20 protein-coding genes are annotated in these 26,563 nt (G+C 56.6%); 12 read left to right on the top strand and 8 right to left on the bottom strand.

Features of this window, described 5'->3' with window-relative positions; genetic code table 11:
* Window positions 1–15 precede the first annotated feature (15 nt).
* Genes RSSM_RS00260 through RSSM_RS00250 form a run of 3 tightly spaced genes read left to right on the top strand, consistent with a single transcriptional unit; the run spans window position 16 to window position 5,179 of the window.
* Window positions 16–1,149 carry a KpsF/GutQ family sugar-phosphate isomerase gene (locus tag RSSM_RS00260; protein ID WP_008673110.1) on the top strand — a complete coding sequence of 378 codons (1,134 nt, stop codon included), beginning with the start codon at window positions 16–18 and terminating at the stop codon, window positions 1,147–1,149.
* Window positions 1,146–1,709, top strand: a complete 564-nt coding sequence (locus RSSM_RS00255; protein ID WP_008673107.1) for a KdsC family phosphatase — start codon at window positions 1,146–1,148, stop codon at window positions 1,707–1,709. The genes RSSM_RS00260 and RSSM_RS00255 overlap by 4 nt, the downstream gene beginning before the upstream one ends.
* Entirely contained in the window at window positions 1,709–5,179 is a 3,471-nt protein-coding gene (locus tag RSSM_RS00250; protein WP_008673106.1) for a hypothetical protein, read from the top strand. The genes RSSM_RS00255 and RSSM_RS00250 overlap by 1 nt, the downstream gene beginning before the upstream one ends.
* A gap of 20 nt (window positions 5,180–5,199) precedes the next feature.
* On the opposite strand, the gene RSSM_RS00245 is transcribed toward RSSM_RS00250, so the two are convergent.
* On the bottom strand, window positions 5,200–6,102 hold the full coding sequence (locus tag RSSM_RS00245; protein ID WP_008673105.1) for an SHOCT domain-containing protein: 903 nt from the start codon (window positions 6,100–6,102) through the stop codon (window positions 5,200–5,202).
* A 182-nt stretch (window positions 6,103–6,284) separates the two neighbouring features.
* Window positions 6,285–7,178 (bottom strand): HDOD domain-containing protein, encoded by an 894-nt coding sequence (locus RSSM_RS00240; RefSeq protein ID WP_236620842.1) that lies wholly within the window; start codon window positions 7,176–7,178, stop codon window positions 6,285–6,287.
* A gap of 511 nt (window positions 7,179–7,689) precedes the next feature.
* Between RSSM_RS00240 and RSSM_RS00230 the strand changes: the two genes are divergently transcribed.
* A complete protein-coding gene (locus tag RSSM_RS00230) occupies window positions 7,690–8,289 on the top strand; it encodes a hypothetical protein (protein ID WP_236620841.1) in 600 nt (199 codons plus the stop codon).
* Window positions 8,290–8,520: 231 nt separating this feature from the next.
* The gene (recA, locus tag RSSM_RS00225) at window positions 8,521–9,639 is read left to right on the top strand and encodes a recombinase RecA (protein WP_008673096.1); all 1,119 of its coding nucleotides are present in this window, start codon (window positions 8,521–8,523) and stop codon (window positions 9,637–9,639) included.
* 365 nt (window positions 9,640–10,004) lie between these two features.
* Here recA and scpB read toward each other — a convergent pair whose 3' ends face one another.
* On the bottom strand, window positions 10,005–11,312 hold the full coding sequence (scpB, locus tag RSSM_RS00220; RefSeq protein ID WP_063708986.1) for an SMC-Scp complex subunit ScpB: 1,308 nt from the start codon (window positions 11,310–11,312) through the stop codon (window positions 10,005–10,007).
* A gap of 143 nt (window positions 11,313–11,455) precedes the next feature.
* Between scpB and RSSM_RS00215 the strand changes: the two genes are divergently transcribed.
* From RSSM_RS00215 to RSSM_RS00195, 5 genes are all read left to right on the top strand, one after another.
* The gene (locus tag RSSM_RS00215; protein ID WP_044300316.1) at window positions 11,456–12,196 is read left to right on the top strand and encodes a hypothetical protein; all 741 of its coding nucleotides are present in this window, start codon (window positions 11,456–11,458) and stop codon (window positions 12,194–12,196) included.
* A complete protein-coding gene (locus tag RSSM_RS00210; RefSeq protein WP_008673085.1) occupies window positions 12,193–13,365 on the top strand; it encodes a cysteine desulfurase family protein in 1,173 nt (390 codons plus the stop codon). Before RSSM_RS00215 ends, RSSM_RS00210 begins: the two co-directional genes overlap by 4 nt.
* A gap of 171 nt (window positions 13,366–13,536) precedes the next feature.
* Window positions 13,537–14,742: a helix-turn-helix domain-containing protein gene (locus RSSM_RS00205; protein WP_008673083.1), complete on the top strand. Its 1,206-nt coding sequence runs from the start codon at window positions 13,537–13,539 to the stop codon at window positions 14,740–14,742.
* A gap of 391 nt (window positions 14,743–15,133) precedes the next feature.
* Window positions 15,134–16,180 carry a hypothetical protein gene (locus RSSM_RS00200; protein WP_236620840.1) on the top strand — a complete coding sequence of 349 codons (1,047 nt, stop codon included), beginning with the start codon at window positions 15,134–15,136 and terminating at the stop codon, window positions 16,178–16,180.
* A 134-nt stretch (window positions 16,181–16,314) separates the two neighbouring features.
* Window positions 16,315–17,688, top strand: a complete 1,374-nt coding sequence (locus RSSM_RS00195) for a polysaccharide biosynthesis/export family protein (protein ID WP_008673079.1) — start codon at window positions 16,315–16,317, stop codon at window positions 17,686–17,688.
* Window positions 17,689–17,849: 161 nt separating this feature from the next.
* Here the strand turns inward: RSSM_RS00195 and RSSM_RS00190 are convergent, their stop codons facing one another.
* Both RSSM_RS00190 and RSSM_RS00185 read right to left on the bottom strand, forming a co-directional pair.
* Window positions 17,850–19,028 carry a metallophosphoesterase gene (locus tag RSSM_RS00190; RefSeq protein WP_144059452.1) on the bottom strand — a complete coding sequence of 393 codons (1,179 nt, stop codon included), beginning with the start codon at window positions 19,026–19,028 and terminating at the stop codon, window positions 17,850–17,852.
* A 19-nt stretch (window positions 19,029–19,047) separates the two neighbouring features.
* Window positions 19,048–19,623 (bottom strand): SixA phosphatase family protein, encoded by a 576-nt coding sequence (locus tag RSSM_RS00185; RefSeq protein WP_008673074.1) that lies wholly within the window; start codon window positions 19,621–19,623, stop codon window positions 19,048–19,050.
* A gap of 117 nt (window positions 19,624–19,740) precedes the next feature.
* Between RSSM_RS00185 and RSSM_RS00180 the strand changes: the two genes are divergently transcribed.
* Complete coding sequence (locus RSSM_RS00180; protein ID WP_044300338.1) at window positions 19,741–21,108, top strand: PQQ-binding-like beta-propeller repeat protein; 1,368 nt, start codon at window positions 19,741–19,743, stop codon at window positions 21,106–21,108.
* Between the two features lie 391 nt (window positions 21,109–21,499).
* Here RSSM_RS00180 and RSSM_RS00175 read toward each other — a convergent pair whose 3' ends face one another.
* The gene (locus RSSM_RS00175; protein ID WP_044300336.1) at window positions 21,500–21,976 is read right to left on the bottom strand and encodes a DUF6960 family protein; all 477 of its coding nucleotides are present in this window, start codon (window positions 21,974–21,976) and stop codon (window positions 21,500–21,502) included.
* Window positions 21,977–22,189: 213 nt separating this feature from the next.
* Between RSSM_RS00175 and polX the strand changes: the two genes are divergently transcribed.
* Window positions 22,190–23,926, top strand: coding sequence for a DNA polymerase/3'-5' exonuclease PolX (gene polX, locus RSSM_RS00170; RefSeq protein ID WP_008673066.1), 1,737 nt, complete (start codon window positions 22,190–22,192; stop codon window positions 23,924–23,926).
* 4 nt (window positions 23,927–23,930) lie between these two features.
* On the opposite strand, the gene rtcA is transcribed toward polX, so the two are convergent.
* A complete protein-coding gene (gene rtcA / locus RSSM_RS00165; protein WP_008673063.1) occupies window positions 23,931–24,965 on the bottom strand; it encodes an RNA 3'-terminal phosphate cyclase in 1,035 nt (344 codons plus the stop codon).
* Window positions 24,966–26,435 (bottom strand): RtcB family protein, encoded by a 1,470-nt coding sequence (locus RSSM_RS00160; RefSeq protein WP_008673061.1) that lies wholly within the window; start codon window positions 26,433–26,435, stop codon window positions 24,966–24,968. It lies immediately after the preceding gene.
* Window positions 26,436–26,563 lie beyond the last annotated feature (128 nt).

Genomic DNA, 26,563 nt, shown 5'->3' with positions numbered 1-26,563 from the left:
GCACGTTTTGCATGGATGCTGCCCGTGTCTGCCCAGCCCGCCTCGTCGCGTGGAGACGGCAATTTTGCCTCTCAACGCACGCTCGACTCGCGTTCTGTCGCCGAATCTTTATCGCAGGTCGAATGCGTTCGCATTATCCGTGACACGATGTTTGCGGAGTCTGACGCCATTCGCGAGGCGGCGTCGTTTGCCTCCACTGCGGCGGTGGAAGCCGGAACTCGTATTGCCCAATGCACAGGCTCCGTTGTCCTGACCGGTGTGGGTAAAGCGGGATGGATCGCACAGAAAATCGTCGCGACACTCGCGAGCACCGGTTCGCCGTCGCATTTCCTGCACCCGAGCGAAGCGATTCACGGTGACCTCGGCCGCGTGCAGGCGAATGACATCGTGATCGCGTTCTCCAATTCCGGACGCAGCGAAGAAGTCGTCCGGGCTTGCGAGTTTATTAAAACACAAGCGGATTGCTTGATCGCCATCACCGCCGATAGCGCCAACCCACTGGCGAACCTGTCGGACCTAGTCGTCCCCATGGGCCGTCACCGGGAAGCCTGCCCGAACGGGTTGGCACCGACGACGAGCACGTCGGTCATGCTCGCGATCGGTGACGCGATCGCCATGCTCGCGTCGCAGATTCGTGGTTTTGGACCTCAAGATTTCGCACGTTTCCATCCCGGTGGTGCGCTCGGACGAAAACTCTCGAGCGTCGACGACGTCATGCGTGGGTTGCATGAATGCCGTATCGCTAGCGAAACACTGCCGGTGCGAGACGCCATCGCAACGAGTTCGCCGGAACGACGCAGCGGCGCGGTCATGCTAGTCGATTCCGAGAACAAACTAACGGGGATCTTCACCGACAGTGACCTTGTGAAGCTTCTTCAACACCGCCAAGAAAACAGTCTCGATCGACCGATCGAAGAGGTGATGACTCGGACCCCGATTTGCTCCACGAGTGGCAGTTCTCTCGGATCCGCAGTCGCCATCCTATCGCAACGCCATATCAGTGAACTGCCGGTCATCGATGACTGCGGCCGGCCGGTTGGGATGATCGATATCACCGATCTTATTGCAGCCGGTGACATCGCGGCCCCTGAAACCGCGGCGACGGTCCTCCCCATGGCTCAACCAACAACGGGAAAACACACACCGTGACTTCGCATGTTCCTATCGAAAGTCGTTTGCGTAGCGACGGCGAAATCGCCACTGAAATCAAGTGCATCTTGAGTGATGTCGACGGGGTACTGACCGATGGTCGGATCACCTACACCGTCGAACCCGACCAATCGTGCCGTGAGACCAAATCGTTCAGCGTGCGCGATGGATTGGGAATCAAACTGTGGATGCGGTCGGGTTTCCACTTCGGGATCATCACGGCACGGAAAAGTCCGTTGGTCGCGCACCGAGCAAAAGAACTCGGCATCGAGCATCTCAGCCAAGGCGTCGGCGATAAGTGGGCGGCCGCGCAAACGATGATGGCGGCCATGGGAGTGACTCCCGAACAGGTATGCTACGTCGGCGATGACTTACCGGATCTTTGCGTGATGCGCCGTGTCGCACTCGCCGCCGTCCCTGACGATGCGGCAACCGACGCGCGCGAGTTTGCTCACTGGACAACGCGTGCCCACGGCGGACAGGGAGTCGTTCGTGAAGTCGTTGAGCGACTGCTGCGCGGCGGCGACCGTTGGAACGAACATCTCACGAAAGAGGATTAATGGCGGGTTCGGTTCGCGATTACTTCGTCGGATTGAGTTTGATACTCGTCGCGATGGGCGGTTACCAAGTGACCGCGGCCAAGTGGCTCACGCCGCCCGAGATTGAACACGCGCCGATCGCGGTACGCGTCCTGAGCGACAACGACGCTTCGCTGGTCGATTTGTACCCGGAAGATGCGTGGCAGCGTGGTAGAGCGATCCGCCTCAAGACCCAAGACGGCATGCTCCTGTTTCAAAACTGGGAGCAAAACAAAGACGAACGCGACGGCGGTAAGAAATGGCGACTGTGGCCGATCACGATGATCATCGGTCGCGGCTTGTCAGCGGACGACTCCCGTGAGCCGATCCTCATCGAAGCGGCTGAAGGCGCGGTGATCGAATTCGATGCGGCGCTCGACGTGATGAGCGGTGTGGCACCCACGATCCAACGGGGCCAACTGCTAGGTAAAGTGCACATCCAGCGCGTCGCCCCGAATCACTTCGCAAATGAATCCGCCGATGCGAACACGGCGCCTCCCGAGTCCGCATACCGGGTTCATCCGAACGCCGGCGGTGTCAGTGAGGATCAGGTACTCGACATTCGCACGGCGAACGTGGGCATTGATCGCCGCAAAATTTGGACCACCGAAGCGATTGAAATGCATGTGGGTCGCGCGGTCATGGTTGGCCGTGACTTGACGTTGCATCTAGCGGCGTCCACCGGATCGGCCTCGTCGAGCTCGAACCTCGCCAGATCGCTCGACCGCATGGAACTGATTTATCTTCGCGAACTGACCCTCCCCCTTGGAGAGCCTGCGGATCCACAATCCACCACACCCCAAGAGGATCGCGGTCTGATTGAGGTGCAGTGTGACGGACGGATTGAGTATGACTTCGCAATGGATCAACTGCTGCTCGATCGCAACGTTCGCTTGGTCCATCATGCCTCGAGCGGCGTTCGCCCCACACACACCGCAGACATATCCGCCCTGGATCATTTCGCCTGTGACTCGTTGCGTCTGACACTGCGGGATCCGCTGAACTCGGAACGTGAACGCGCCTCGGCGGTGGACTGGATTGACCGCATCGAAGCGACCGGCCGACCGGTACAACTATCCGTGCGGTCGCAACAGCTCGACCTGACGGCCGGTCAAGTGATGTTTGACCCCTTGGAAGGATGGCTGATCGCCGGGCCGTTGCCTGTCGGCATGCCCACGGTTGCAAACGCCGACCCACGACTGACTCAGTTCGTGCAACTGAGTCGAGGCGACATGCATGCGACGTTGTCGCGAATTGTCTATCGGTTCGACCCGAAACACCCCAAACAACTCGGCACCGTGGAAGTGGACGGGAACGGTCGACTCGACTATCGATCGGTGGAGTCCGCGATCAAATCATTCTCGTGGCGTGACAGTTTGCGGGTGTCCCCATTGGAGGTTGCGACACCCGACGCAATGGATGTTCGGTTTGGAGTCTGGTGCGACGGAGACATTCGTTCGCGACTCGCCGATGGCGGAACCTTTCAAACGGACCGCATCGAGGGCGTGTTGAAACCGGTCGCCTCCGAGGGCCCCGCACGGTCGAGCGACGAATCACTCGATCATCGTTGGTTCCCGGACCGATTCTCGGCAATTGGCAATGTGCGTGTGAACTCGACCACGTTGCAGGCGAGCACGCCGCAGATGAATCTGTTCTTCGAACAAATAGACTCACTCGGATCCACCCAAAATGGCCAAAGTGAGGCAACAGGTTTACGCCAATGGGTGAGTCAACCAAAAAGGGACACCCAACTGTCGTCACAACCGGGCATGGGCGGTGCCACCGACGCAAAGCCCGCACAACCTCCGGCCACGATTCGTGGGGATCAGGTCACCGCGAAACTGACCTTTGGCGATGGCGAACTCGCGGCGACGGACCTGAGTGTGATCGGGAATGTCGAGGTGACGCACTCCTTGTCGCTACGCAAGAAGGCTGTTTCCAATAACACGGGCGGCAACGCTTTCTCCTTGGCGAGCAATGGCGGAGCCGGCCCAACGCAAACAATGCTCGCCGTCATGACCGGCGATCACCTACGGCTACGCGACAGCCAGGGTGGAGGTGACGTTTTGCAGTTGGGCAGCCAATCGACTGTGCCAGCCCGTCTCGAACTCGGTGATGGTTATTTCATCGGACCTGAAATCCAAGTCCGCCCCGATGACAACTACATTTGGATCCCGTCGGCAGGTGAGTTTGTTGTTCCGACCGCGTTCCTTCCGCCGCTCGGACGAAACGGACTCGGCGGCTCCGGCGCAGGAAACTCATCGTCCGAACCGATGCGGTGGACCCAAAATCCTCAAGGACGTTTCGGCGGTTCGATGACGTTTGATGGGCACATCGCCAAACTGAGCGGCGGCGTCCTGCTCGAAGCCGGGATTGTCCAAGGACGCGAACCCAGCGACGTGACGATGCAAGGCGACGAGTTGTCGTTCACACTCGAAACCCCAGTCGACCTGCGAACACCTGCAACGTTCAAAGCGACGCGGTTGGCACAGATCTCACTCAAACAAACCACGCAACAACCGGTGGCTGTCCACGTGAACCAGTTTGCGGCCGACGGTAGTCGCACGTCACGTCATGAAATGCTCGTATCCGAATTGACGTGGATCCCTGGCGTCGAACCGGCAAACCAGCCATCGGTGACACCAGTGACCTACGCGTTGGGCTCGACTCGCCAAACGCCATCACCCATCGCCGGACAAGTTTTTGCACCAGGTCCTGGATCGTACCGAGGTTGGATTCGGACGACCGCCAAGAAAGATGGCGACGATTCCAAGCAAGCCGCACGGGACCGCGCGAACAACGACCGCAGCCAAGAGGCATCGGTATACGTCGAAGGCATGATCGAGGATCAACGCGGTGCGTTCCCTGGCGGTCAGGGCAACAAACCTCCCGGAGAAACATACATCACCGGCGTGCACCTGCTGTATCAAGACGGCATGAAAGGCGACCTCGTCGGCCGATCGCTTACATTCCAACGAGGCGTTCGGATCGGGCGGAAGATCGTCGAGGATTTCCACACCCGCTTCAACGCTGCTGACATGAATCTGTTGTCACAGGACGAACTCACGTTGGACTGTGATCAAATCAGATTGTCCATCGACCCGGCCGAATCGGCGCAGCAGTCTCGCTTCAGCGCGAAAACCGGTGGCTCGAGCCCAGCGTTCGAACTCGAGGCCTCCGGCGGCATCGTCTTCCGCAGTCGCACCGACCGAGGGCTCTCCGAAGCGACCGCGGATCGATGCGGATACGCTGTCGCGAAAGACCTCGTCACGATTGAAGGCATTCCCGGCCGGTCGGCGAGATTTCAACAAACCGACCCATCCGGTAAACCAGTCGTGAACCTTGCCATCATCAGCATGACGTTGCGACTGAAACCTTTTGAACTTGTTTCATCACAGGTTGAGAGTCTGAGCACGGGATTGCGACCGAGCGACTTCCCGAAAAACAAGTAGTCGGCCTTCTCGCCGCGTGGCTAAACGCCGGAGCCGATCTGGTTGAGCAACGCTCGCTTGGCGTCGCTGAATTCCTGGTCGGTCAACAACCCTTTCTCTTTGAGCTGACCCAACCGTTCGAGTTGGCCGACGGCGTCGCTCGGATCGCCCGACATACCCCCATGTGACACACCCACATCGGGCGTGCCGCTGTCCGACGGCGTGATACTGCTCGGTTGGTTCCATGAATCGTTTGGCACCGAGTCGTTGGCAACAGCCTGTGGTGGGTTGTCCTTGACGGGCGTTACCGGCGCACCGTCTCGCCAAACGACAGGCAATGAGCCGAGATCGACAGTGCCGTATTGGCTGGTGAACGTGATCGAAGCTCCGCCGCCTTGTTGTTGCCCGAAGCCTCCGATTTGATGGTCGAGGGTGTCGTAGACCCAAGCAGGTCCGCCTGTCGTCACTGCCAAGCGATTGGAATTGGCAAAGTAAGCGTACTTGGTTTGGTTCTGATTGCCGGTCGCCGTGGGAGTGCCTAGATGCTTCGGCCACCACTGCGATGAGGGATCAGGAACGAAGAGACTGTTTTGGCCGCCAAATTGGCCGTTGGCTTGCGCTTGCGAGTCCACGCCGTTTTGGCTCTGTGATTGGAACGAACCGGAGAACGTGCCGGTCTGGTTATTGGCCAGAACCGCAGCCAGTTCGCTGCAGAGGTTATTCACCAAATCTTTCAATTGGTAATTGAACAGATCACTGACCATAGTCATTCCACCCTGCATCCATTGGCCGGACCCGCCGAAATCAGGGTGATTGAATTGGGCCATGGTGCCGTTGCCGTTATGCACGGCGATAAGCATATGGGTGACACCGTCCGGAGTGACGCCGTATCGAGCGGCGAGGTCGTTGACGGTTTGACGACCGGAATCAGAGAGAGAAAGCACAGTGTTTCCTAAGTTCGGCTCGGTTGGCCGAACATTTCATAAAGAGGGACGAAGGTAGAAACCGCCTAAGTCCCTCATTCTCTCTTCCGAGGGGCAGGCTGAAAAGACACAAACTTTGCGTTGTGCCTAACATCACTCGGATTTCATCTGCAGATCACAATGATCTGCTGCATGAAATCGATCTACTTCATGAAATCGACCAAAGTCCGCTCGGGAACCGGCAGTTTCAGTAGTGGAGCGAATTCCGCGGTTTGTTCGTCTACTTCGACCAGAATGGATTGCAATACTTCATCGGACGGGTCGACCAGCCGTTGGAACGCGGACAGAAAATCAAGCTGCTCGTGCCATTCGGCGTCCTGACAGGACGGCAGCAAAGAAGCCAACGCGACACAGGCGGGTCCACGGGACACTTCGCCCTTGCTGAGCAGATCTTCCATCTGCGTGTGCTGTGCGATCAGGGTCACGAACTCTTCGGGAAGGTTCCAACGCTTCGCCAACAGGGCCGCCGCATCGGCGTGATCCCAACCGAACATTTCCTGTTCCAAACCGCTCAGACGCAAACCTTCGGCGGCCCGCTTCTCGACCAACGGTTCGTACTGCTCGGGCAATTCTTTGAGCAGCAGCGGGACGGCCATGTCCTGCAGCAACGCACCGGCGAACAAATCTTCGGCTTCGGCGAGCTTCAGAGTCCGGCCTGCCTTGCGAGCGAAAATCGCACGACGCAGCGAATCCTGCCACAACGACTTCAAATCAAATGGGCCAAAGGTTGGGTTCGGGATCACGGAAAAGACCGCGTTCCAAAGTGCAAAGTTGGTGATCGCCCGCGATCCCACCAAAGTGATCGCCTGGGGGACGCTCATGATCTCGCGGCTGAAACCAAAATACGACGAGTTGACGAAACGCAGCACCTGACCCATCAACCCAGGATCCGCTTCGATCGGACGAGCGAAATCGTTGGGTCCGACATCCTCACGCTGCGACAATTGCAACAAACTGATTGCGGAGTGCGGCAACGCGGGAAGAACGTCGGTGTGAAAAACTTCTTCCAAACTAGTTTTTTCTGCGACAGTACTCATAGAACTCATGACTCGATGGACGGACAAACGGATTCGGTGACACGCGATCACGGTGGGCGGTCAACGAAACTTAGAACGGGAAATCTCCGGAGGACGAGTCGGAGCGTCCCTTAATCCGACTCACAGTCACAACATCCCATCAACCTGAGCAGTCGCGCCGGATCTGCGGGTTACGCAAGCGGGAACCGAACAGGCCCATCGGTGGGACAACACGGCTCGCGGGAAAGAGGGAGAACGGGTGTCCATTCATGATTGCCTGCCCCCTTTTTGCGTCGGTCCAGAGTGGTCTTCCCAAAGCCGTCAATCGGCACCTCCGGTGGATGAGTCCCCGACGCGACAAACGTTGTATTTTTGCGACAAAGGAGGTTTTCCATCGACAACAACGCCAGCCTCCGTTTGCTGCCAAATTGCGTATGTAACATCTTGCCGAACAAACACTTACCGCCTGCAACAGGGTTCATCATTTCGACGTTTGGTGCGTTGATTGCGATTGTTCGCCTGGATGCCAATCTTGCGAATCTCTCCCGCTGGCCGTCTCAACGGCAATCGCTGTGCACGCCCGCTCTCGGTGTGGGAAGACCCGATGGCATGGACGGTCCGTAGGCTGCGGACGACGCTGGGGTTCGCGTTGATTCTGATGGTGATTCAGAGCGGTTCGGCTGTGTCGAGGAAAGATGTCGCGGATCCAAACGGGTCCACCACCGAGTCACGGCAGGTCGAAACAGCCGAAATCAGCAAAGCCTCCCATGCGACCGCAAACGCGGCCCAAATGACGAGCGACGACATGCGGTCCGCTCAATCTGCTCCCCGAGCGGTTCCGCCACGCGGGTGGCGACGAACGTCCAACGGGTGGGAACACGTGTCGACATGGTCCACCCTTCCGACTCGAACGGTCACGTTGAACGATCACATCATTGCCCAGCGTGACGCCGAACCGATCTGGTTGCGAAACGCAGCGCGGGTGCTTCGTGGCATCCACCCGAGTTACTTTGCCCTCGGCCAGATTTTGGCGGCCGGGACGCTATTTGTTCTTTCGCGTCGACGGGGTGACCAAAGGTGTCCACACCCCGGGCGATACTTCTTTCGTGAGCCAACGAGGCTCGCCCGGTAACTAAGAGTCGTTGTTGACCAAAAGTCATTGTTGAAAATCTGTCTGACAATTTGGTGTTTTTGATCGGAATTCCTTGATGAAATCGAGGTTTCCTTCACAAAATTCATTGTCTGCTTAATTTTTTAGCGATACGATCATCCGGCAAATTCGTACGGTGTTGTTCAGTACACGACGTTTCTGTTTCGTCGTCGCATTTGGACAGGGAAAGAATAAACGAAGGATTACAGGGATATGGCAAAACAACCACGCATGGCGACGGCAGCAGCATCCAAAAGCGTCAAACTCGATCCGGGCATGAAACGGATCCTCGAGAAGGAACCGGGGCTCAAAACCACGCTGCAACAGATCGACAAGACGTTCGGCGAGGGTGCGATCATGCCTCTCGGTGCGTCGCACAAATTGACGATCGACGGCATTCCTACCGGCTCACTCAGCCTCGACATGGCCCTCGGTGGGCAGGGGATTCCGCGCGGTCGAATCATCGAAGTCTTCGGCCCGGAATCGAGCGGTAAAACAACGCTCGCTCTGCACATCGGTGCGGAGGCTCAAAAGATGGGCGGCATCGCGGCGATCATCGACGCCGAACACGCGTTCGACCCGAGTTGGGCGAAGAAGCTCGGTGTGGAACTCGACAGCCTGCTCGTCAGCCAACCGAGCAGCGGTGAGGAGGCGATGCAGATTTGCGAGATGTTGGTAAAGAGTAACGCGGTGGACGTGATTATCGTCGACTCGGTCGCCGCCCTCGTTCCGAAAGCGGAACTCGAAGGTGAAATCGGAGACAGCCACGTCGGTTTGCAGGCGCGTTTGATGAGCCAGTCGATGCGGAAACTCACCGGTGCGATCGCCAAGAGCAAATCTGCGGTCGTGTTCATTAACCAGATCCGCGAGAAAGTCGGTGTGATGTTCGGTAGCCCCGAAACCACCCCCGGCGGACGTGCGTTGAAGTTCTATTGCTCGTGCCGTATCGACGTTCGTCGCATCGGCGCACTCAAGGACGGCGAGGAACAAGTCGGCCAGCGAGTGAAGGCGAAGATCGTCAAGAACAAAGTGGCACCTCCGTTCCGCATCGCCGAGTTTGACATGATGCACAGCAACGGGATCAGCTTCGAAGGCGACCTCCTGGACCTTGGTACTGAGCACAAAGTGGTCAACCGCAGTGGTGCGTGGTTCAAATACGGTGATACCTATCTCGGCCAAGGAAAAGAGAAAGCACGCAACTTCTTGATCGAGAATCCCGACGTGCGGGACGAGATCAAACAGAAAGTGCTCGCCGCAGGAGGCTATGCCGCTCCACTCGACGAAGAAGGAACCGACGAGAAAGAAGCCGATTCGAAGGTTGGAAACAGCTAGTCGAATCCGATCGCACGCGACTGTCGAGATCGCGACGAATTTAACACGCGGCAATGCTCACATAATTTGTGACCCCTTCCGCGTGACGTTCGTCAACGTGGTTCGACCACCATCGCACTTATCCCACATTTGAGGCATCGATGTTCATAACAGACATCGATGCCTTTTTTCATTGGTGTGTAGCTTCTTTCCGAACACATCGTGCTACACGAATAATGACTTCCTGCCGCACGAAAATAGCTTGTGTGGCCGTGATTGAATGTGTTCGCTTCGGCGGCCTTGTTTCGACACGACCGCCGTTGTGACATGACCGACCTAATGGTCCGTCATGCTCCGAGTCGATGACTCGATGACTCGATGATGCACTAGATTTCGTCGTCATCTTCATCATCGTCGTCGTCCCAGTCATCATCGTCGTCTTCGTCTTCATCGTCGTCGTCCCAATCTTCATCGGCTTCGTCGTCGTCGACTTCTTCCCAGCTATCATCTTCATCGACGTCGAGATCATCGTCGTCTTCGTCCTCCTCGTCGTCGTCTTCGTCTTCGTCTTCGTCGTCCCAGTCATCATCGTCGACGTAGTCTTCATCGTCGTCGTCGTCATCGAGACCTCGTTCGTACAAGTCGTCTTCTTCGTCTTCGATCACGGCGACGGGATTACCTTCATCCGTTGCGTCGGCGGTTGGCATAGCAATGCCTGTACCTTCGATCGCCTCACCGGTTGCATCATCAATGCCGGTCGTGAAAGTGGACAACACCGAATCGGTGGCGAGAGCGTCGGTCACAGCGAGACTCACGTCGGACTCCTTGGGGACTTGGGAAGCGGCGGGGTCCGCCGATTCATGAGACTTGGAATTTTCATCATCGCCGCGAACTGGGGCGACATCCTGGGAACCAGAAACATCATCACAGAATCCCCGTGAGTCAATCGCTGGCAAGGCGTTTATGGAAGCCAATCCGCAGATTTTTAAAAAACGTTTGGTGGTTCCGTAAAGGTAGGGTCGACCGAGATCTTCGCTGCGGCCACTGATTCGCACCAAATCAAGTTGCATCAGTTGTCGCAGGATTTCACCGCAAGCCACACCCCGAACACTTTCAACATCCGCCCGCGTCACATCCTGCCGATAGGCTACGACCGCGAGCGTTTCCATCATCGGCCAACTCAAACGGATCGCTGGAGCTAAAACGCCGAGTCTTCTCAACCAGGGTGCGACAACCGATCGCGTCACCATCCTGCTGCCACCGGCGAGCTGTTCGATGCGAAATCCTCGACCCAGCGAATCGTAGAGTTCGTTCAACTCATTGACCAAAGTCCTCGCCTGCGTCGCGTCCTCGAGACCCGCGAGGGAGGCAATTTTCCTGTAATTTAGCGGTGATTTGGCGATCAACAGCAGTGCTTCGACGCGGCTCCGGGCAATCGCGGGATCGAGCGGCTCGGCTTTCGAATCGGCACCCGTGTCCTCCTGCGAAGCCACATGATGGGCAGTCTCGCTACCGGCAGCGATGCGCAGAACATCGCCACCGCCGTGTTGAGAGTTCGCCTCGATCGCATCACCGAGCGTGGACCAACCGCCACGCCGCCTGGGTGCGACATCATTGGCCGTCAATGATCGGCCAGGGCGTGATGCTCGACCTCGACCGGTCGCTCGTTGCCAAGGGGCACAATAAGGAGTCATCGCGAATTCAAAATGGAAACTTCATACGCTGATGTGCAGCGGCACGCCGGACAGGCGGCATCATGGCCAAGTGGTTCAATGGTCACCAGACCGGTTAGAATGGAATCCGTCGCTTTTCGCAACGCAATCTTCCGGAAATTCCCTTGTCATCGCCTGATCGTCCACCCTCATCCGATACCGCAGCGAAACTCGCCAAACCCACAGTTTCTTCACATCGACGTGGAATCACCGGATCGCAAATCTGGATTTCTCTTATCTCCACGATCGTTCTAGGCGGTTTGCTGGTCGTGGTGATCCGATCAATGGGCTACGTGCAGGGCGAGGAGTTCGCTCCATCGCATTTCCGTACGCGGACGTTTTCGTTCTATGAGATACCTCTGATTCATTGGCAAATCACCCCCATTCAACGGAAATCAACGACTCCATCGACCGCAGTCCTGCTAAGACAAAAGAAATGGGTTTCGCCGCCCAGCGGTGAACCTCGCGTCTGGCACTTGGTGTCCCTCCGCCGAGGATTGGAACAGAGCAATGACGATGATGCAGCGTTGCTGGTCAGCCAGCTTCGTTTGCAGGTGGATGGTTCGGCCGTCTGGCGTAAATGGAGCCAAGATCACCCTGATTTGGCCGGTGTTCTTTGGCCGGCGATTGCAAAGCTAGCCGATCGAGAACTCTACATACTCATGCCACGTCTCTTGGAAATGGCACGCCGGATCGACAGCGTTCCCTATCTGCAATCAACGATTTCTGGCTATCTCGCCGATGAATACGATGCTCTCATACGCGACATGCGAGCGGCTGGCCAAAACGATCTGGCCGATTCGCTAGCGGCGGAGGCCGCCGAAGACGCCCAAGAATCCCCGCCGACCGTTGACTCACCCTCATGATTTACCTCGACAACAACGCAACAACGTCCATGGACACGCGGGTCGCCACGGTGCTGACCAAAGCGTTGGAAGCGGGTCCGATTAACCCATCGAGCCAGCATCAATTCGGGCGTCGAGCCCGGGCCGCGATGGAATCCGCCTTGGACCGTATCGGCCAGAGCCTCGGCAGCGACCTGACCCGCGTCGATGCGGCACGATTGGTCGTCACCAGCGGCGGAACGGAGGCCAATAACCTCGCGATCGCGGGTTTGGGCCCCGAGGAAGGCACAATCCTGGTCAGTTCGATTGAACATCCCAGCGTTCTTTCCGCAGCGGGAATGATGGAACGAAGGGGACACTTGGTCTTAAAGATCGATGTCAGCCCGGAAGGCACCGTTCGACTCGATCATCTCGAATATTTAATCGCAGAGACGATTCGACTGGGAAAACCCGCAAAACTTGCCGCCATCATGTCGGCCAACAATGAAACCGGCGTGATTCAACCGATCGCCGGGGCAGCAGAAATTTGTCGCAAACATGGCGTTCTCCTGCACGTTGACGCCACGCAATCGATTGGGAAGGTCCCGTTGCAGTTAAGCCAATGCGGCGCCTCGAGCGTGACGTTCACACCCCACAAATTCCACGGGCCGGCGGGGGTCGGATTTCTGTGGCTGGCCCCGGGAATCTCGATTCGCCCTTCGATTTACGGTGGTGAACAGCAGCTCGGCACCCGCCCAGGTACCGAACCGGTCGCATTGGTAACCGCGGCTGCCGAAGCCACCGCACTCGCCGTGGCAGAGCAAGAGGAGTCGGTATCGCGGATGAAACGACTGCGAGATTCGCTAGAAAACGGTTTGCTTGAACGGCATCCATCCCTGCAAATACACGGGAAATCGGCCGAACGGCTGGCGTCGACCACCTGTGTGTCGCTACCCGGAACGAACCGGCAGACCGTCCTGATGGCGTTGGATCTAGCGGGCGTTGCCTGCAGCAGCGGGTCGGCCTGCAGCAGCGGCAGCAGCCCCCCGAGCCATGTGCTCACCGCTATGGGTGCCGATAAAGCCGCTCTGGAGTCCGCACTGCGGTTTGGCGTGTCAAAGTTTTCCACGGACGAAGAAATTGCTCGTGCGATCGAGATAATTTCCCGAAAACTGCTGGCGAGAAATCGTTTTACACATGTGGAAAACTAAGTGGGAAAGTTGGCTTTTTGTCACTTCTCTGGATAGAATGTCGCAACCCACACGTGGCCTCACGAGTGGCTCGCCTGCCCCAATCAAGACGAGCCCACCTGCCCGACACGATTCTGGTTGTGGAAGCACAATCACAAACAAAGCCTGGACGATCCCTGTTGTTAACCCCCCGTGGTCGCTGCCTCTCCTCCAGCCGTTTCGTCGTTCGCTCTTGAGCGTCCGACTCTCCGCCGACGCCGCCGAGAACCTCCGGTGGTGCGGGCCGTCACGCCGTTGTTCTACTACGGCCTGGAAAATCGGCTGGCCGGGTACGTTTGCGATCAGTCGGTTTCGCCGCTGTTGGAAATCGCCCGTCCGCTGCTGCTAGTCGGCCCGTCGGGTGTTGGGAAAACCGCGTTGGCTCTTCATTTGGCCCAACGAATCGGAATCGATTCGATTTGGGACAGGTTGACCGAACCGGGCGATTCCGAGTCGCCCGATGACGATCCCCTGCGGATGAGCGATACCGCTTCCGGTAGAACGTCGCCCACCTCGACGACGACTAGCAAAGTTCTCTCGACACGTGTTCTCTACCAGCCGGCGGTGGATTTCGCTCGTGAGTTTGCGTCTTCGATCGACTCGAAGGACATGCCCCGACTTCGCAAGAAACTCGACGAAGCCTGCGTGTGGGTGATCGATGACCTGCATCTGATCGCGGATAAAACGCCGGCACAGGAAGAACTCGCCGCGAGGCTAGAAGCGCGCGATGCCGCTGGTCGAATCACAATCGTGACGTGCCGACGACTACCTTCGGAAATACGAGGGCTGCGTCCGCCTCTAGTGAGCCGAACGCTACCGGGGCTGACTGTGGAACTCCGCCCGCCTGAAGGGGAAACGCGGAAGGCGATCATCCGCGAACTGGTACTCGCTCACTTGCCGGATGCCGATCCGGATACTTGGTCACTGCTAGACGGCGGTCTTCAATCCTGCGTGACGGTGCGCGAACTGGAAGCCGGCGTCAAACAAGTCGCCATGTGGTGCCGGATGAACGATGCACCGGTGTGTCCCGAAGCCCTGCAATCGGTTGTTGGCGACAACGACAAATCAGAGAAGATCTCAATCAAATCCATCACGTCGGCGGTCGCACGGCAATTAGGCGTGAAGTCATCCGAAATGCGCAGCGGGTCTCGTCGTCAGAATATTGTCCGCGCCCGATCGTTGGCCATGTGGCTCTCGAGAAAACTGACTGACTCGAGCCTAACGCATATCGGTGACGCGTTTGGCGGGCGCGACCACTCGACGGTACTTCATGCGATCCGAAAGATGGAAGGATCGTTTGATGACGACGCCGACCTTCGCCGAGCCGCGGATCAAATCAGCGAAAAGCTCGCCGGCTAACATCAGAGCCGATCTCCGAGACCGACCTTACCGGTTAAGCAAACCCACCCGACCACGGCAACTAGTCGTGTCGACCGGATAATCTCGCTTCTGCCGCTTGAATCGGCTCCACCGATCTTCCCCGAGTTCCCCCTCCGTTGAGTCGATCTAACGGTTGGACGGTAGTGTAGCTGTACATGCATCTGCTTTGGATTCATGTGCCGCTTCTTTCGTTCACGGGTGAAAGGACTGAACATTCCAACCGAGTTGGGACATTCAGTCTCTTTCACGGATATACACCTCACGGAGCAGCCGGAGTGCTGCTTTGCGGTCACAAGACTTCTTAACCACTTGGTTCAAAGAAGATGTGTGGCACGATTCGGGCCCATCAGCCTTACTTAAGGAAGAGCAAATGAAACGACCACAGCAGCCGATAGGGCCGCGGAAGTCTGGGAGCAATTGCGTCTGGGGACTACTCCTCTGCACTTCGCTTGCCGTGGTAGCCACGGTAACGACGTCTGGATGTTCCTACTACGGAAACGCTTTCTGCGCCGCCGTTTCGCCCTACGAAAACATCCACTGCGAAGCAATTACCGAGTTTCGCGCACGTGTTCGGGCACGTTCCATTTGGGCATCGAAGTATGCCAAATGCTACGCCAAACACTGTAACGTGAAAGACATCCGAACTGGTTTCGTCGACGGTTTCGTGGACACATGCTTGGGAGGCGACGGATGCCCTCCATTGTTCGCACCCAACGGTTCCTGCGGACTCGGTCTTCGTGACCAATGTGCCGCTGCATGGTTCCAAGGCTATCCCCTCGGTGTCGCCGCGGCTGAATCATGCGGTTGCGGTCGCTTGCTGAAACACAGTCGTGTGAACCCTGCTTTGCTTTCGTGTGGCGAACCGGCTTGCAACCCAGGCTGCGAACCATGCACCGGCAACGTCGGCGGATGCAACACCTGCGGTCAACCAACAGCATCCTGTGGGTGTGGCGTCACCACACACTTCGACGACGCTGCTCCGCTCGAGTCCAACTTACAGCCCATGAACATGCCGCACGTTGCTCCGGGTGAGTCAATCATCCCTGGATCCATCGAGATGCAGTTCAACGATGTCCCACCTTCGCCGAGCGACATTCCTGAGGTCGCCCCAGCGGAACCCATGCCGGCACCAACCCCTGATCACTCGGCATCGTCAAACGACGAAGCTGAGATGATCGAATCGACCCCAGTGGATACAGTCGAAGAACCAACACCATTGGTTCCTTTCACGGACGTCGTTTCCGAAGAAAGCCGGATTGAAGTGGCAAAGCCGATCGACTGGTCGTCCGTAGTTCCAACTCGCACTGTTTCGACACGCACCAATCGTGTGGTCGCCGACGCTACGACCTCCTCGGAGAACGAAGCGAAGTCGATCGTGAAACGAGCGATCATCACTCGAGCAGTCAATTCACACTGATCGTTGCACAGACATAACATTGAACTGATACAGACAAGACGACTGTTTAGTTCGAGCCCAAGGTTGGGCAGCGACCGCAAGCACTGGTGCAAGCGGCACGACAATTCACGGATCGAATCATTGGAACTATAGCCATGAACTTCAATTGGAAGGGCGTTCTGCTCGCGGCGGTTTTGACACCGATGCTCACGGGATGCACCTCGTTTTTTGCCCCGATCAGTGGGGTCCCCGTCAACCAGATTCCACCTCAACTCTTAGGTGAAAAACGGGCTGACTACATCAACGTCCCCTTGGCGTTGTTGAGAATGGAACAACCCGAAGACTACTTGATCGATGAGGGAGACATTCTCGGTATCTACATCGAAGGTGTGATGCCACCTCAGGCCAACGAAGATCAACCCGTTGCCATCCCACCGGTTCACTTCCCCGAGGAAGGCAGCGACCTGCCACCGAGCGTCGGTTTCCCGATCCCGGTTCGTGACGATGGCACATTGCCGTTGCCTTTGATCGAGCCCCTCGACGTACGTGGTAAGACAATCACCGAAGTCGAGAACATGGTTCGCAAGGCCTACGTCGACGATGAAAAGATTCTTCGCAAAGGTCGCGACCGGATCTTAGTCTCGCTGATGCGGGAACGCACCCAACGCGTGATCGTCATCCGCGAAGACGGCGGATCGAACGACGCCGCAATCGCCGGTGGTAGCCGTCAATTCGGTAACGCTCAAGAAGTGATCAGCGGAACCGAGCGTCAGGGTGCCGGATACACACTCGATATGCCTGCATACAAGAACGACTTGATGCACGCATTGGCAGAAACCGGTGGATTGCCAGGCCTTAACGCCAAAAGCGAAGTGAAAGTCCTCAAAGCTTCACGCTTTAAAGGTAAGAACCGCGAAGAGATGATGATGCAACTCTTCGCCGGTCGTGGACCGATGGACGGTTGCTGCTTCGACATGTGCGGTGGTTGCGGTATGGTTGGCGTCGAAGGCATGGTCGAAGACCCCTTCAGCGTGACGATCCCTCTGCGTGTTCGTCCAGGCGAAATGCCACAAATCGATCCGGCTGACGTGATCCTCGAAGATGGCGACATCGTCTACATCGAAGCCCGCGACACGGAAGTGTTCTACACCGGTGGATTGCTCCCTGGCGGTCAGTATCCGCTGCCACGCGACTATGACCTCGACGTGATCGGTGCAATGTCGGTCGCAGGTACAGGCCTCGGCGGTTCGGTGCAAGGCTCCGGAAGCGGTGGCGGTGCAGCAGGTGCGTTGCTCGGCGGCGGCTTCGGCGGTGCCACCCCAACACAGCTCTACGTCATGCGAAAAGGTCCTTGCGGACAGGAGTTCACGATCGCTGTCGACCTGAAGAAGGCGTACAACAACCCGAACGAAAAGATTCTGGTTCAGCCTGGTGACACTCTGATCCTTCGCTACAAACCACACGAAGAAGCGTTGAACTTCGGTATCGTCGCGTTCTTCACCTACGGTATCCGCGAACTGTTCAACTAACTCTTGTAACCGTTGACGAATTCAAACTTGTCAACGACGACTCGAGTGCAAACACAACTCGCCGCTTTCTCCGCAGGCCATCTTCAATCGAAGACGCCACGGAGAAAGCGGCGAGTTTTTTTGTTGGATCTGTCGCTCGAAACGCCCAACACTGTTCAATCTTAATTCGACCGACGCAGTGTTATCAACGACAACTCCGGTCGACAATTGATCCGCAGTAGGTGCACACCACCGAGCCCACGCGAAACATGCATCGTGGTCGGTGCCCGGTAAAAGTCACCCGATGCCCAACGACTGCCGTGCCAACTCGGGCTCAAGATCGGTCCTGCAAGTGGCAATCGCCCTTGGCCCCCGTGGGTATGCCCGCACATCATGAAGTCGATCTCATGTCGACGGGCCCAGTCGTATTGATCAGGGCTGTGGCTAAGGCAGATCTTCAATGTGTCGGTCGGCAGATCAGACGCGATCGCTGTCATATCGCTGTCTGACGGACGGCCGAACCATGGAGCCTCATTTCCAACCATCAGCACGTCTGTTTGACGAAGCGAGTGCTTCAACGCACTTCCACCAACATCGGTCCACCCCGCCTCAATCATCTCGCGGCGGACTTCATCTGGCTCCGAAACACGAGTGTCATGGTTGCCGAGGATAAACAGACTACCGTCCGATGCTCTCGCCGGAGCAAAAATCTGCTTGAGCCAACCGATACACTGCTGAACATCGACGATGTCACCCGTCAACGCAAACAACTCGGGTTGCCAATCCAAAGCGTGCCCGATCACGTCGGTCATGAAGTTGGGTGTGAAGTGACCGGTCAGGTGAATGTCGGACAGATGTGCGATACGGTATCCCTCGAGCGATTCGGGAAGACCAGGCAATCGCACCTCCACATTTTCAATCGCGAGGTCGAACATCTGGTTGCACGGAACCCGCGACGACCACTGACATTTCCGCGTTTGCGCATAACGCTGAGTCGCGTTCGCATCGGCCGCGATACACCTCGACGTTCGAGACACGTCCGCGTGTTGAACGCCAAATATCGGGCGCCAAAGAAGCCACAGTGCGAAGAACACACCACCTAAGAACAAGCAAAGAACGCTATAGATTACGAGGCCGGCGGGTAACTCTCTCCAAGAGCCATTTGTAAAGGCGAATTCGGAAACCGCAGGAAAGAAGACCGCGAAAATGACCAAAGGGGTCATCCATGTTTCCACGAACGCGATTTTTTCGACCAACTTGATCCGCTTTCTTGGCCACCCCAGCGAGTTGACACGGTTGTAAAAAGTCAAACGAAGACCGAAGTGGGCGATCAGTGTGAGGATCACAAGGATGCAACTCATCAGGTTCTCAAAATCCATTCTAGAGAGCTTTCGGCTTCATCATTTCAATCAACGTCGCCGCTGCATGATCCATGAAATTCGACCAATCGGACAATTCACATTGATAGACCGCAACCGCAGCGGTCGGCAATCCGATCGCCGATTCCGCCAACCAAGACGCCGCGTGGCTGATCCCCGGATTGTGCCCAAGCACCATCACGGTTCGCGGGAAATTCACGCCTTTTTCATCCGTCAATGTTCCGGCTATCGAGACGCAATCAAAAATCGTTTCGGCGCGTGCCAGATACAGTTCCGGCCGAATAATAATGGCCGGTGTCGGCACGTCCAAATGCCGCCAGTACGACTCCATCAATGCCGCAGTCTGCTCGGTGCGTTTCGCGGATGAACATAAAATACAATCGGGAACGTGGCCTGAATCCGCGAACCAACGCGCCATCGCCGGTCCGTCACGACGCCCGCGCGGATTCAACGGTCGATCATGATCCGCGACGCTTTCCCCCGACCAATCGCTTTTCGCGTGTCGCATCAACAGCAACTTCAAGGACACCTCGGGCTCAATGCTCGACTCGGGGTTGGAATCAGGGGTTTGCGACATGCGTTCGTCAGATAGGAATGGATGCAACAAGCACGATCAAATCGGCTGCCACACTTGAAACCGCCTGCGTGGGCGATACAGTTGCCGGCACACTTACTTCTCGACTCGGAATACGAAATGTCCAAAAATCTCCATCGCCGCAAACCGAGCTTGGTCGTAGCCACGATCAGTCTAGTCGTTCTCTCTGCATCCTTGCAGTCCATCGCTTCCGCAGATGACTGGAGCGGGTGGTTGGGCGATGCACGCGACGATGTTTATCGCGAGACTGGAATTATCGATGAGATCCCTGACTCAGGGCTGACTGTCAAATGGCGGGCTCCGATCGCGGGCGGTTACGCCGGGCCATCGGTCGATGGCAACCGGGTGTTCGTGTTCGACTATGAAAAGAGTTCGGGAGAGGCATTCAACGCTCCCAACAAGCGGGCCAACATCTACGGAAAAGAACGCCTTCTCGTATTCGATGTTGACAACGGCAAGGAGCTTTGGCGGTTCGAATACGATTGCCCGTACAGCATTTCGTATCCGGCCGGCCCACGTTGCACACCGACCGTCGACGGTGACCGCGTCTACACGCTCGGTAGCGAAGGTGACCTTCATTGCCTCGACGTCGCTACCGGCGAGGTCAAATGGGCACGATCATTCAAACGTGATCTTTCTGCCGAGCCGCCCATCTGGGGCTTCGCTTCTCATCCACTCATCGAAGGCGATCTTCTCTACACCATGGTCGGCGGGAACGGCCAAGGGCTCGTCGCGTTCGACAAGATGACCGGCGAAATTCGCTGGAAAGCTCTCGATACCGCCGCCGGATACTGCCCACCGATCATCATGAACTACGCCGGCAAACGGCAATTGATTTCGTTCAACCCAGAAGGTGTCGACTCACTCGATCCGATCTCCGGTGAATCGTATTGGCATATCGACATCAGCCCTATGTATGAAATGTCCATCGCACGACCGATGCGAGACGGCGACCTGCTCTTCGCGAGCGGCATCAAGAACGAAGCCGTCATGATCAAACTCGATTCGCAAAAACCCGGCGCGTCTGAAGTTTGGCGTGGCGAACGCAAGTCCGCCGTTTATTGCAGCAACAGCACGCCCGCATTTGTCGACGGAGTGATCTACGGAACGGATTGCAACGATGGCAAGATGATCGCGGTTGATGCCAAAACTGGCGATCGATTGTGGTCCACCTTCCAACCAACTCGTCCCGATGAAAAACGTTTCATCAAGCACGGAACAGCGTTCGTCACACGAATTGGTGATACCGACCGCTATTTCCTCTTCAGTGAGATCGGCGATTTGATCATCGCCCGAATGACGCGTGATGGATACGAAGAACTCGGCCGCGACCACGTGATTGAACCGACCGGCGAAGCCTTCGGACGCGATGTGGTCTGGACCCATCCCGCCTACGCTCATCGAACCGCGTTCATCCGCAACGACAAAGAAGTGATCGCGGTTAGCCTCGAAGCACCGTCGAACTGAACGATCGTCACTATCCTGCGTTACCGGCCACCCACAATAATTTGGCCCACGAGTAACCAAACAAAGGTGAAAGTCACTCCGAATGCGGTGTGTACTGCGTCGACATTCATGGCGGCAACCTCAGGCAATTAGAAACGGCTCGCTGATTCGTTCGGATACGAATCGGAGCCTATCGGGAACGGAGACAGTGGGGCCGTTTCCCTGGCCTGAGTGCGCTGCGTCGGTATCGACACAGTTGCATCTATTTCCATGCGGCGCATCCGACGCCGCATGGTTAGATATCGGCATTCCGCTACAACAAATCTGTAAGAAAATCCCCGGGGCGGCAAAGCGAACGCAACCATCAAAGTCAACCATTCCGGCGACCTCTCGATGGTGGCGACCACGCACTCTACCAATCGGTGATCCGTTCTCCGGCACCGTTCCATGTCGGTGTCGGGTGTTTGATCTCCCCCGGACGAACACGCTGCTTGTCGGTCAACAGTCTCAAATGCTCTGAAAGATACAAACGCTTTTGAGTCTGTTCTGCGCGACGAAGCCGGTACAAAATTCTGCCTTTCCGGCGTACGTAGTACATCCCGGTAACGACGCCGACAAATAGCTCGCGTTCCATCCCCGTACCGATCGTTTCGACCTCGTCTCCGATATCGATCCCCTCGCCGGCGATAGGCAACCACATGCAGGGACGCAATCGAAACGAAAACTCACCGTACCGGTACTGATAGTACGTACCATCAAACCCATCACGACGCAGCACGCGTTCACTCGGTATCAGCCGTTCGACGAGTTGGACGTCGTCGGGATGGATGAACCCCGTTCCGTTTTCAGGCCAACGTGGTATCAAACCGTACTGAGGGAAAACTTGCAAAACGAACCAACCCACCAACTCAAGACTGAACTGCTATTCTTCGGTCAATACCAAACGCGATCACCAATCTTGTCGACAAATCGCCGAGCGGTCAAATATTGTCCGGTGGAACCCACCATCCAATGGCGAACCCCGAGACTTCGTGACAAAATGCGACGCCTCAGCGACGTCGACCCTATCAACCCGTTTTCCACCTGACCGCGAAATTCCTCGATGGACAACCCCCAGATCGCAGCCGTCTTTGAAGAACTCGCCGAACTGCTTGAATTCCGCGGCGAAAACCCGTTTCGCATTCGTGCCTACCAGAACGGCGCACGCGCGATCCGAGATCTCGACGAACCCATCCGAGAAATCGCCCAAGATCCCGAGCGTGATTTGTCAAAACTCTCTGGAATTGGCAAAACACTCGCCGAAAAAATTGGCGTTCTGCTCGAAACAGGCTCGCTACCCCAACTCGTTGAACTGCGCGAATCGGTTCCTGAAGTGGTAATCGCGATGTCACGAATCCCAGGTCTGGGTGCCAAGAAAGCAGCCAAGCTGCATGAGGAACTCGACCTGAACTCTCTCGACGATCTTGCCGCCGCATGCCGCGAAGGCAAAGTCGCCGCGATCAAAGGATTCGGCAAAAAAACGGAGAGCTCAATTCTTGACGGCCTTGCCATCGCCAAAGCTGCGTCAGAGAGAATCTACTGGGCCAACGCAGATGTGATCGTCGCCAACCTCACTGAACACATGAAGAACTGCGAGACAATCTCGCAGATGCAATGGGCAGGCAGTTATCGACGATGCCGTGAGACCGTCGGCGATCTCGACCTGCTCGCCGTCGCGAGCGATCGAACAAAAGCAATGGACTTTTTGGAATCCTATCCAGGCCGCGCGTCCACCATCCTTCGCGGTGATACGAAGATTTCGATCAGGGTTGAGAAGTCTTTCCAGGTCGACATGCGGCTCGTCGAGGCGGATCAATTCGGAGCAGCACTGCAGTACTTTACCGGCAGCCAAGCACACAACATTCATGTCCGCAGAATTGCCAAGGAACATGGACTCAAAGTCAACGAGTATGGCGTCTTCCGCATCGACGACGAGACTCGCGTAGCTGGAACGACCGAAGAAGAAGTCTACGCGTCAATCGGATTGCCAGTCATTGCACCGGAGTTGCGAGAAGACCGGCACGAATTCGAGTGGGCGGCAAACCAGACGCTACCGGAGTTGATCGAACCCGCCCATATGCGAGGTGATCTTCACATGCACACCTCGGCGACCGATGGGCACAACACGATCCGTGAAATGGCTGATGCCGCGATCGATCGAGGCCTGACCTACATCGCCATCACCGACCACAGCAAACGTGTGACGGTCGCAGGGGGTTTAGACGAAGACCGTCTGCTCGAACAATGGAAGATTATCGACGAGATTCGTGACGAGTACTCCGATCGCCTGACAATCTACAAGGGTATTGAATGTGACATCCTGGAAGCGGGCGGAATGGACCTCCCCGACGAAGTGCTCGGCCAAGGCGACTGGGTGCTAGCGAGTGTGCATTTCGGGCAGAAACAACCACGGGACCAAATCACCGATCGCATCCTCGGCGCGATTGAAAACCCTCACGTCCACTGCATCGCGCACCCTACGGGGCGGCTCATCAATCGCCGTGACCCTTACGAGGTCGACATGGACGCGGTGATGAAAGCCGCGAAACAGCACGGGAAGTTTCTAGAACTCAACGCCAATCCGGCTCGCCTGGACCTCAACGATATTCATCTCGCGGCCGCCAAACGGTTGGAAATTCCGATCGTGATCAACACCGATGCGCATCGGATCGAGGGGCTCGATGTGATGCGGTTTGGCATCCTCCAAGCACGCCGTGGTGGGCTGACAGCAGCCGACGTCGCAAACACGCTCGATGTCGAATCGTTCACCAAACTTCGTAAAAACATGGGCCAGATTTGATCGCCTACGACAATTTTACGCTGACGGAATCGTCTTCATTTTCTCGCACCTGAATGTCGAGGTCAAGAAAGCGTCGCAGAACTTCGATGTGTGTCTGGCAATGTAGCGAGAGCTTCGTTGTCCGAAACTCACTTCGCTCATTCGACAGAACGGCAATTCCGCTCGGTAGCAAAAGCTGGTCCGCGAGATAGTTGCCCACGGGCACACCGCTAGCGAGATAGGCTTTTGCTTCACGCAGTGCGGAACGTGCCACTCTTTCAGCGCGGACACCGACGCGACCAAACCCCGTCGCCATCTCTGTCACATTGTCGAAACCACATTGAATCATAACAACGTTCCCGGGACCGCCTGACTTTTCGATCGGACGAGTCTCGAAGCAGTCCGGATGCCACCCGGTTTTCCGACGAATAATATCGCATTCACGTTCGCCGACAGACATTGGGATGTCTGCCACTAATGACCGCACCTCGGTTCGCAGTTCACCTTTTCGCTCAACCAATGACAATCCTTTGAGGCCTTCGGTAGGCTTGATGCGCAGTTCGATCTTGCCACCACCTGCCGGATAAAACCCATGCGATTCGATGGACGCATTCACGCTCGCATTCATTCTGGCAAGCAGCGGCAAAAAGCAATTCGCGAAAAAATCAAATGGCGGCGCCCACTGCGCATGAGTGCCACCTTGAATCGTCACAATCGACTCCCTATTCGCAAACAACAAAGCTGGCAAAACCGTTTGAGCAACCAACACGGCACTGCCTGCTGAGCCAACCTCGAACGCGTACTCGCCCCCTTCCAACGTATGCGGGACGAGCCGAAGACTTGACGAACGCAACTCGGCACCGACGACATCGGCACGGGTAATTGCCTGGATCGCTTTCACTCCAGCAAGATGCTGTCGCAAGAGACCAGGTTTTGTGCGTCCTCCGCGAATTTGATCGATCTCAACAGCAGTACCGGTGACCGCCGCCAACGCCAGCGAGGATCGAACAATTTGTCCGCCACCCTCGCCGGCGCTACCATCGATTTTGATCACCTTCACTTAGTCATCCGCCTTGCTCGCGTCTTTAATAACAAACCGAGCCTTCAGTCGTGCGACTTCGCTCGCCAGCCCCGCCGACTCGACGGATCGTAGAACCTCGTTGAAATTCTTATAAGCCGCGGGGGCTTCATCGATCGGGTAACGTCGGCAATTGCTGAGAATATCCTCGTCATCGAACTCGCTATCAACGGCGGATTGATCGAGCACACGTTTGGCATGTCGCCTTCCGAGAACTCTCCCCGCACCGTGATTGACGCTGTAGCAGGAGGCCTCCGCACCTTCGTTCGCGACCATCACCACCGAACCATCTCGCGGATTCCCCGGCAACAAAATCGGGTGTCCCGTTTTTGCAAACGGAGTTCCCGCCAACGCGTGATGCCCACCAGGGATCGCTCGAGTCGCCCCTTTGCGGTGCACCCACACAGGTCGATCATCCATAATCTCTTTCCGCGCGATGTTATGACTAATGAAGTACACGAGGTTGCCCTTGGTGCCCGGAAAAACTTCCTGAAAGGCCTCTAATACGAGTGCATTGATCAGCAAATGGTTCACTGTTGCAAAGTTGGCTCCGAGAGCCATATCGTCCAGATAGTCGTTTGCTTCATCGCTTCCCAACGGCGCATAAACGAGTTGGCGGTCACCCGCCGGAAACGGAATTCCCCATTGCTCAAACTTACCTTGCAGTTGACGGAACTGTCCCGATGCGAGGTTGTGTCCGAAGCCTCGCGACCCACAGTGCGATAGGAACGCGACCTTTCCATCCTCTAGCCCAAACGCACCAGCGACCTTTCTGGCCCGCTCGTTCTCGGCGACGTGAACTACCTCGCACTCTCCGAAGTGATTTCCTCCACCGTAAGAGCCGAGTTGCTTCATCTTGTCGTTGAAGTTGCTCATGTCGCGGCGCGTCAACAATCTCTCCAATCGCGTTTCGAGCGCACTACCTGTTTCATCGTGCCCGAGATGGAAAGCATCTTCGCAACGGTATGTCCACGATGTCGGTATCCCCAAGGCACGGCAAACATCCTCGCTTGCACCCTCGACGACCAGTTGTCGACCTAGCGTACGGTTTACGTGACGTGACTTTTCCGCATGACGCTGACCTTTCCCAGCACCGGTGGGTGTACGCCGACAAATTTGCGAAATGAGTTCACGCCGAACCTTTCGATCCGTGATCGCTTCGGCGGGAAGATCAAGTTGCAACAAACTCATCGAACATTTGATGTCCACTCCCACCGGACCTGGATAGATATGCGTTGGCGATACCATCACACAGCCTACTGGTGCACCGTATCCACAATGCGCATCGGGATTGAGCACCAGATCGGTAACACCTGGAGCGAGTCGTGAATTCACGGCCTGTTGTAGACAAAGGTCGTCAAAGGTCTCACGAATCGCTGGCGTTCCAAAGACCTTGATCGGAGGAGTGGTCTTCGTCGGCAACATCGCGGTTGCCTCACCTGTTGGGATCATACGAGACGGCGTGTTCGTTTCGTGGGCGCGTGCTCGAGATTCGGTCGTCGCTGCTGTATTCATTTGATTTCCCAATAGGAACGGTTGACGGATTTGTTTCCGGTTACAACGCATTCGCTGTGCCGACT

It is taken from the genome of Aporhodopirellula sallentina SM41 (genome assembly GCF_000346505.1).
Taxonomy (GTDB): domain Bacteria; phylum Planctomycetota; class Planctomycetia; order Pirellulales; family Pirellulaceae; genus Rhodopirellula; species Rhodopirellula sallentina.
Note: the sequence above shows the minus strand (reverse complement) of the source record. Positions and strands in the feature narration are given on the sequence as shown.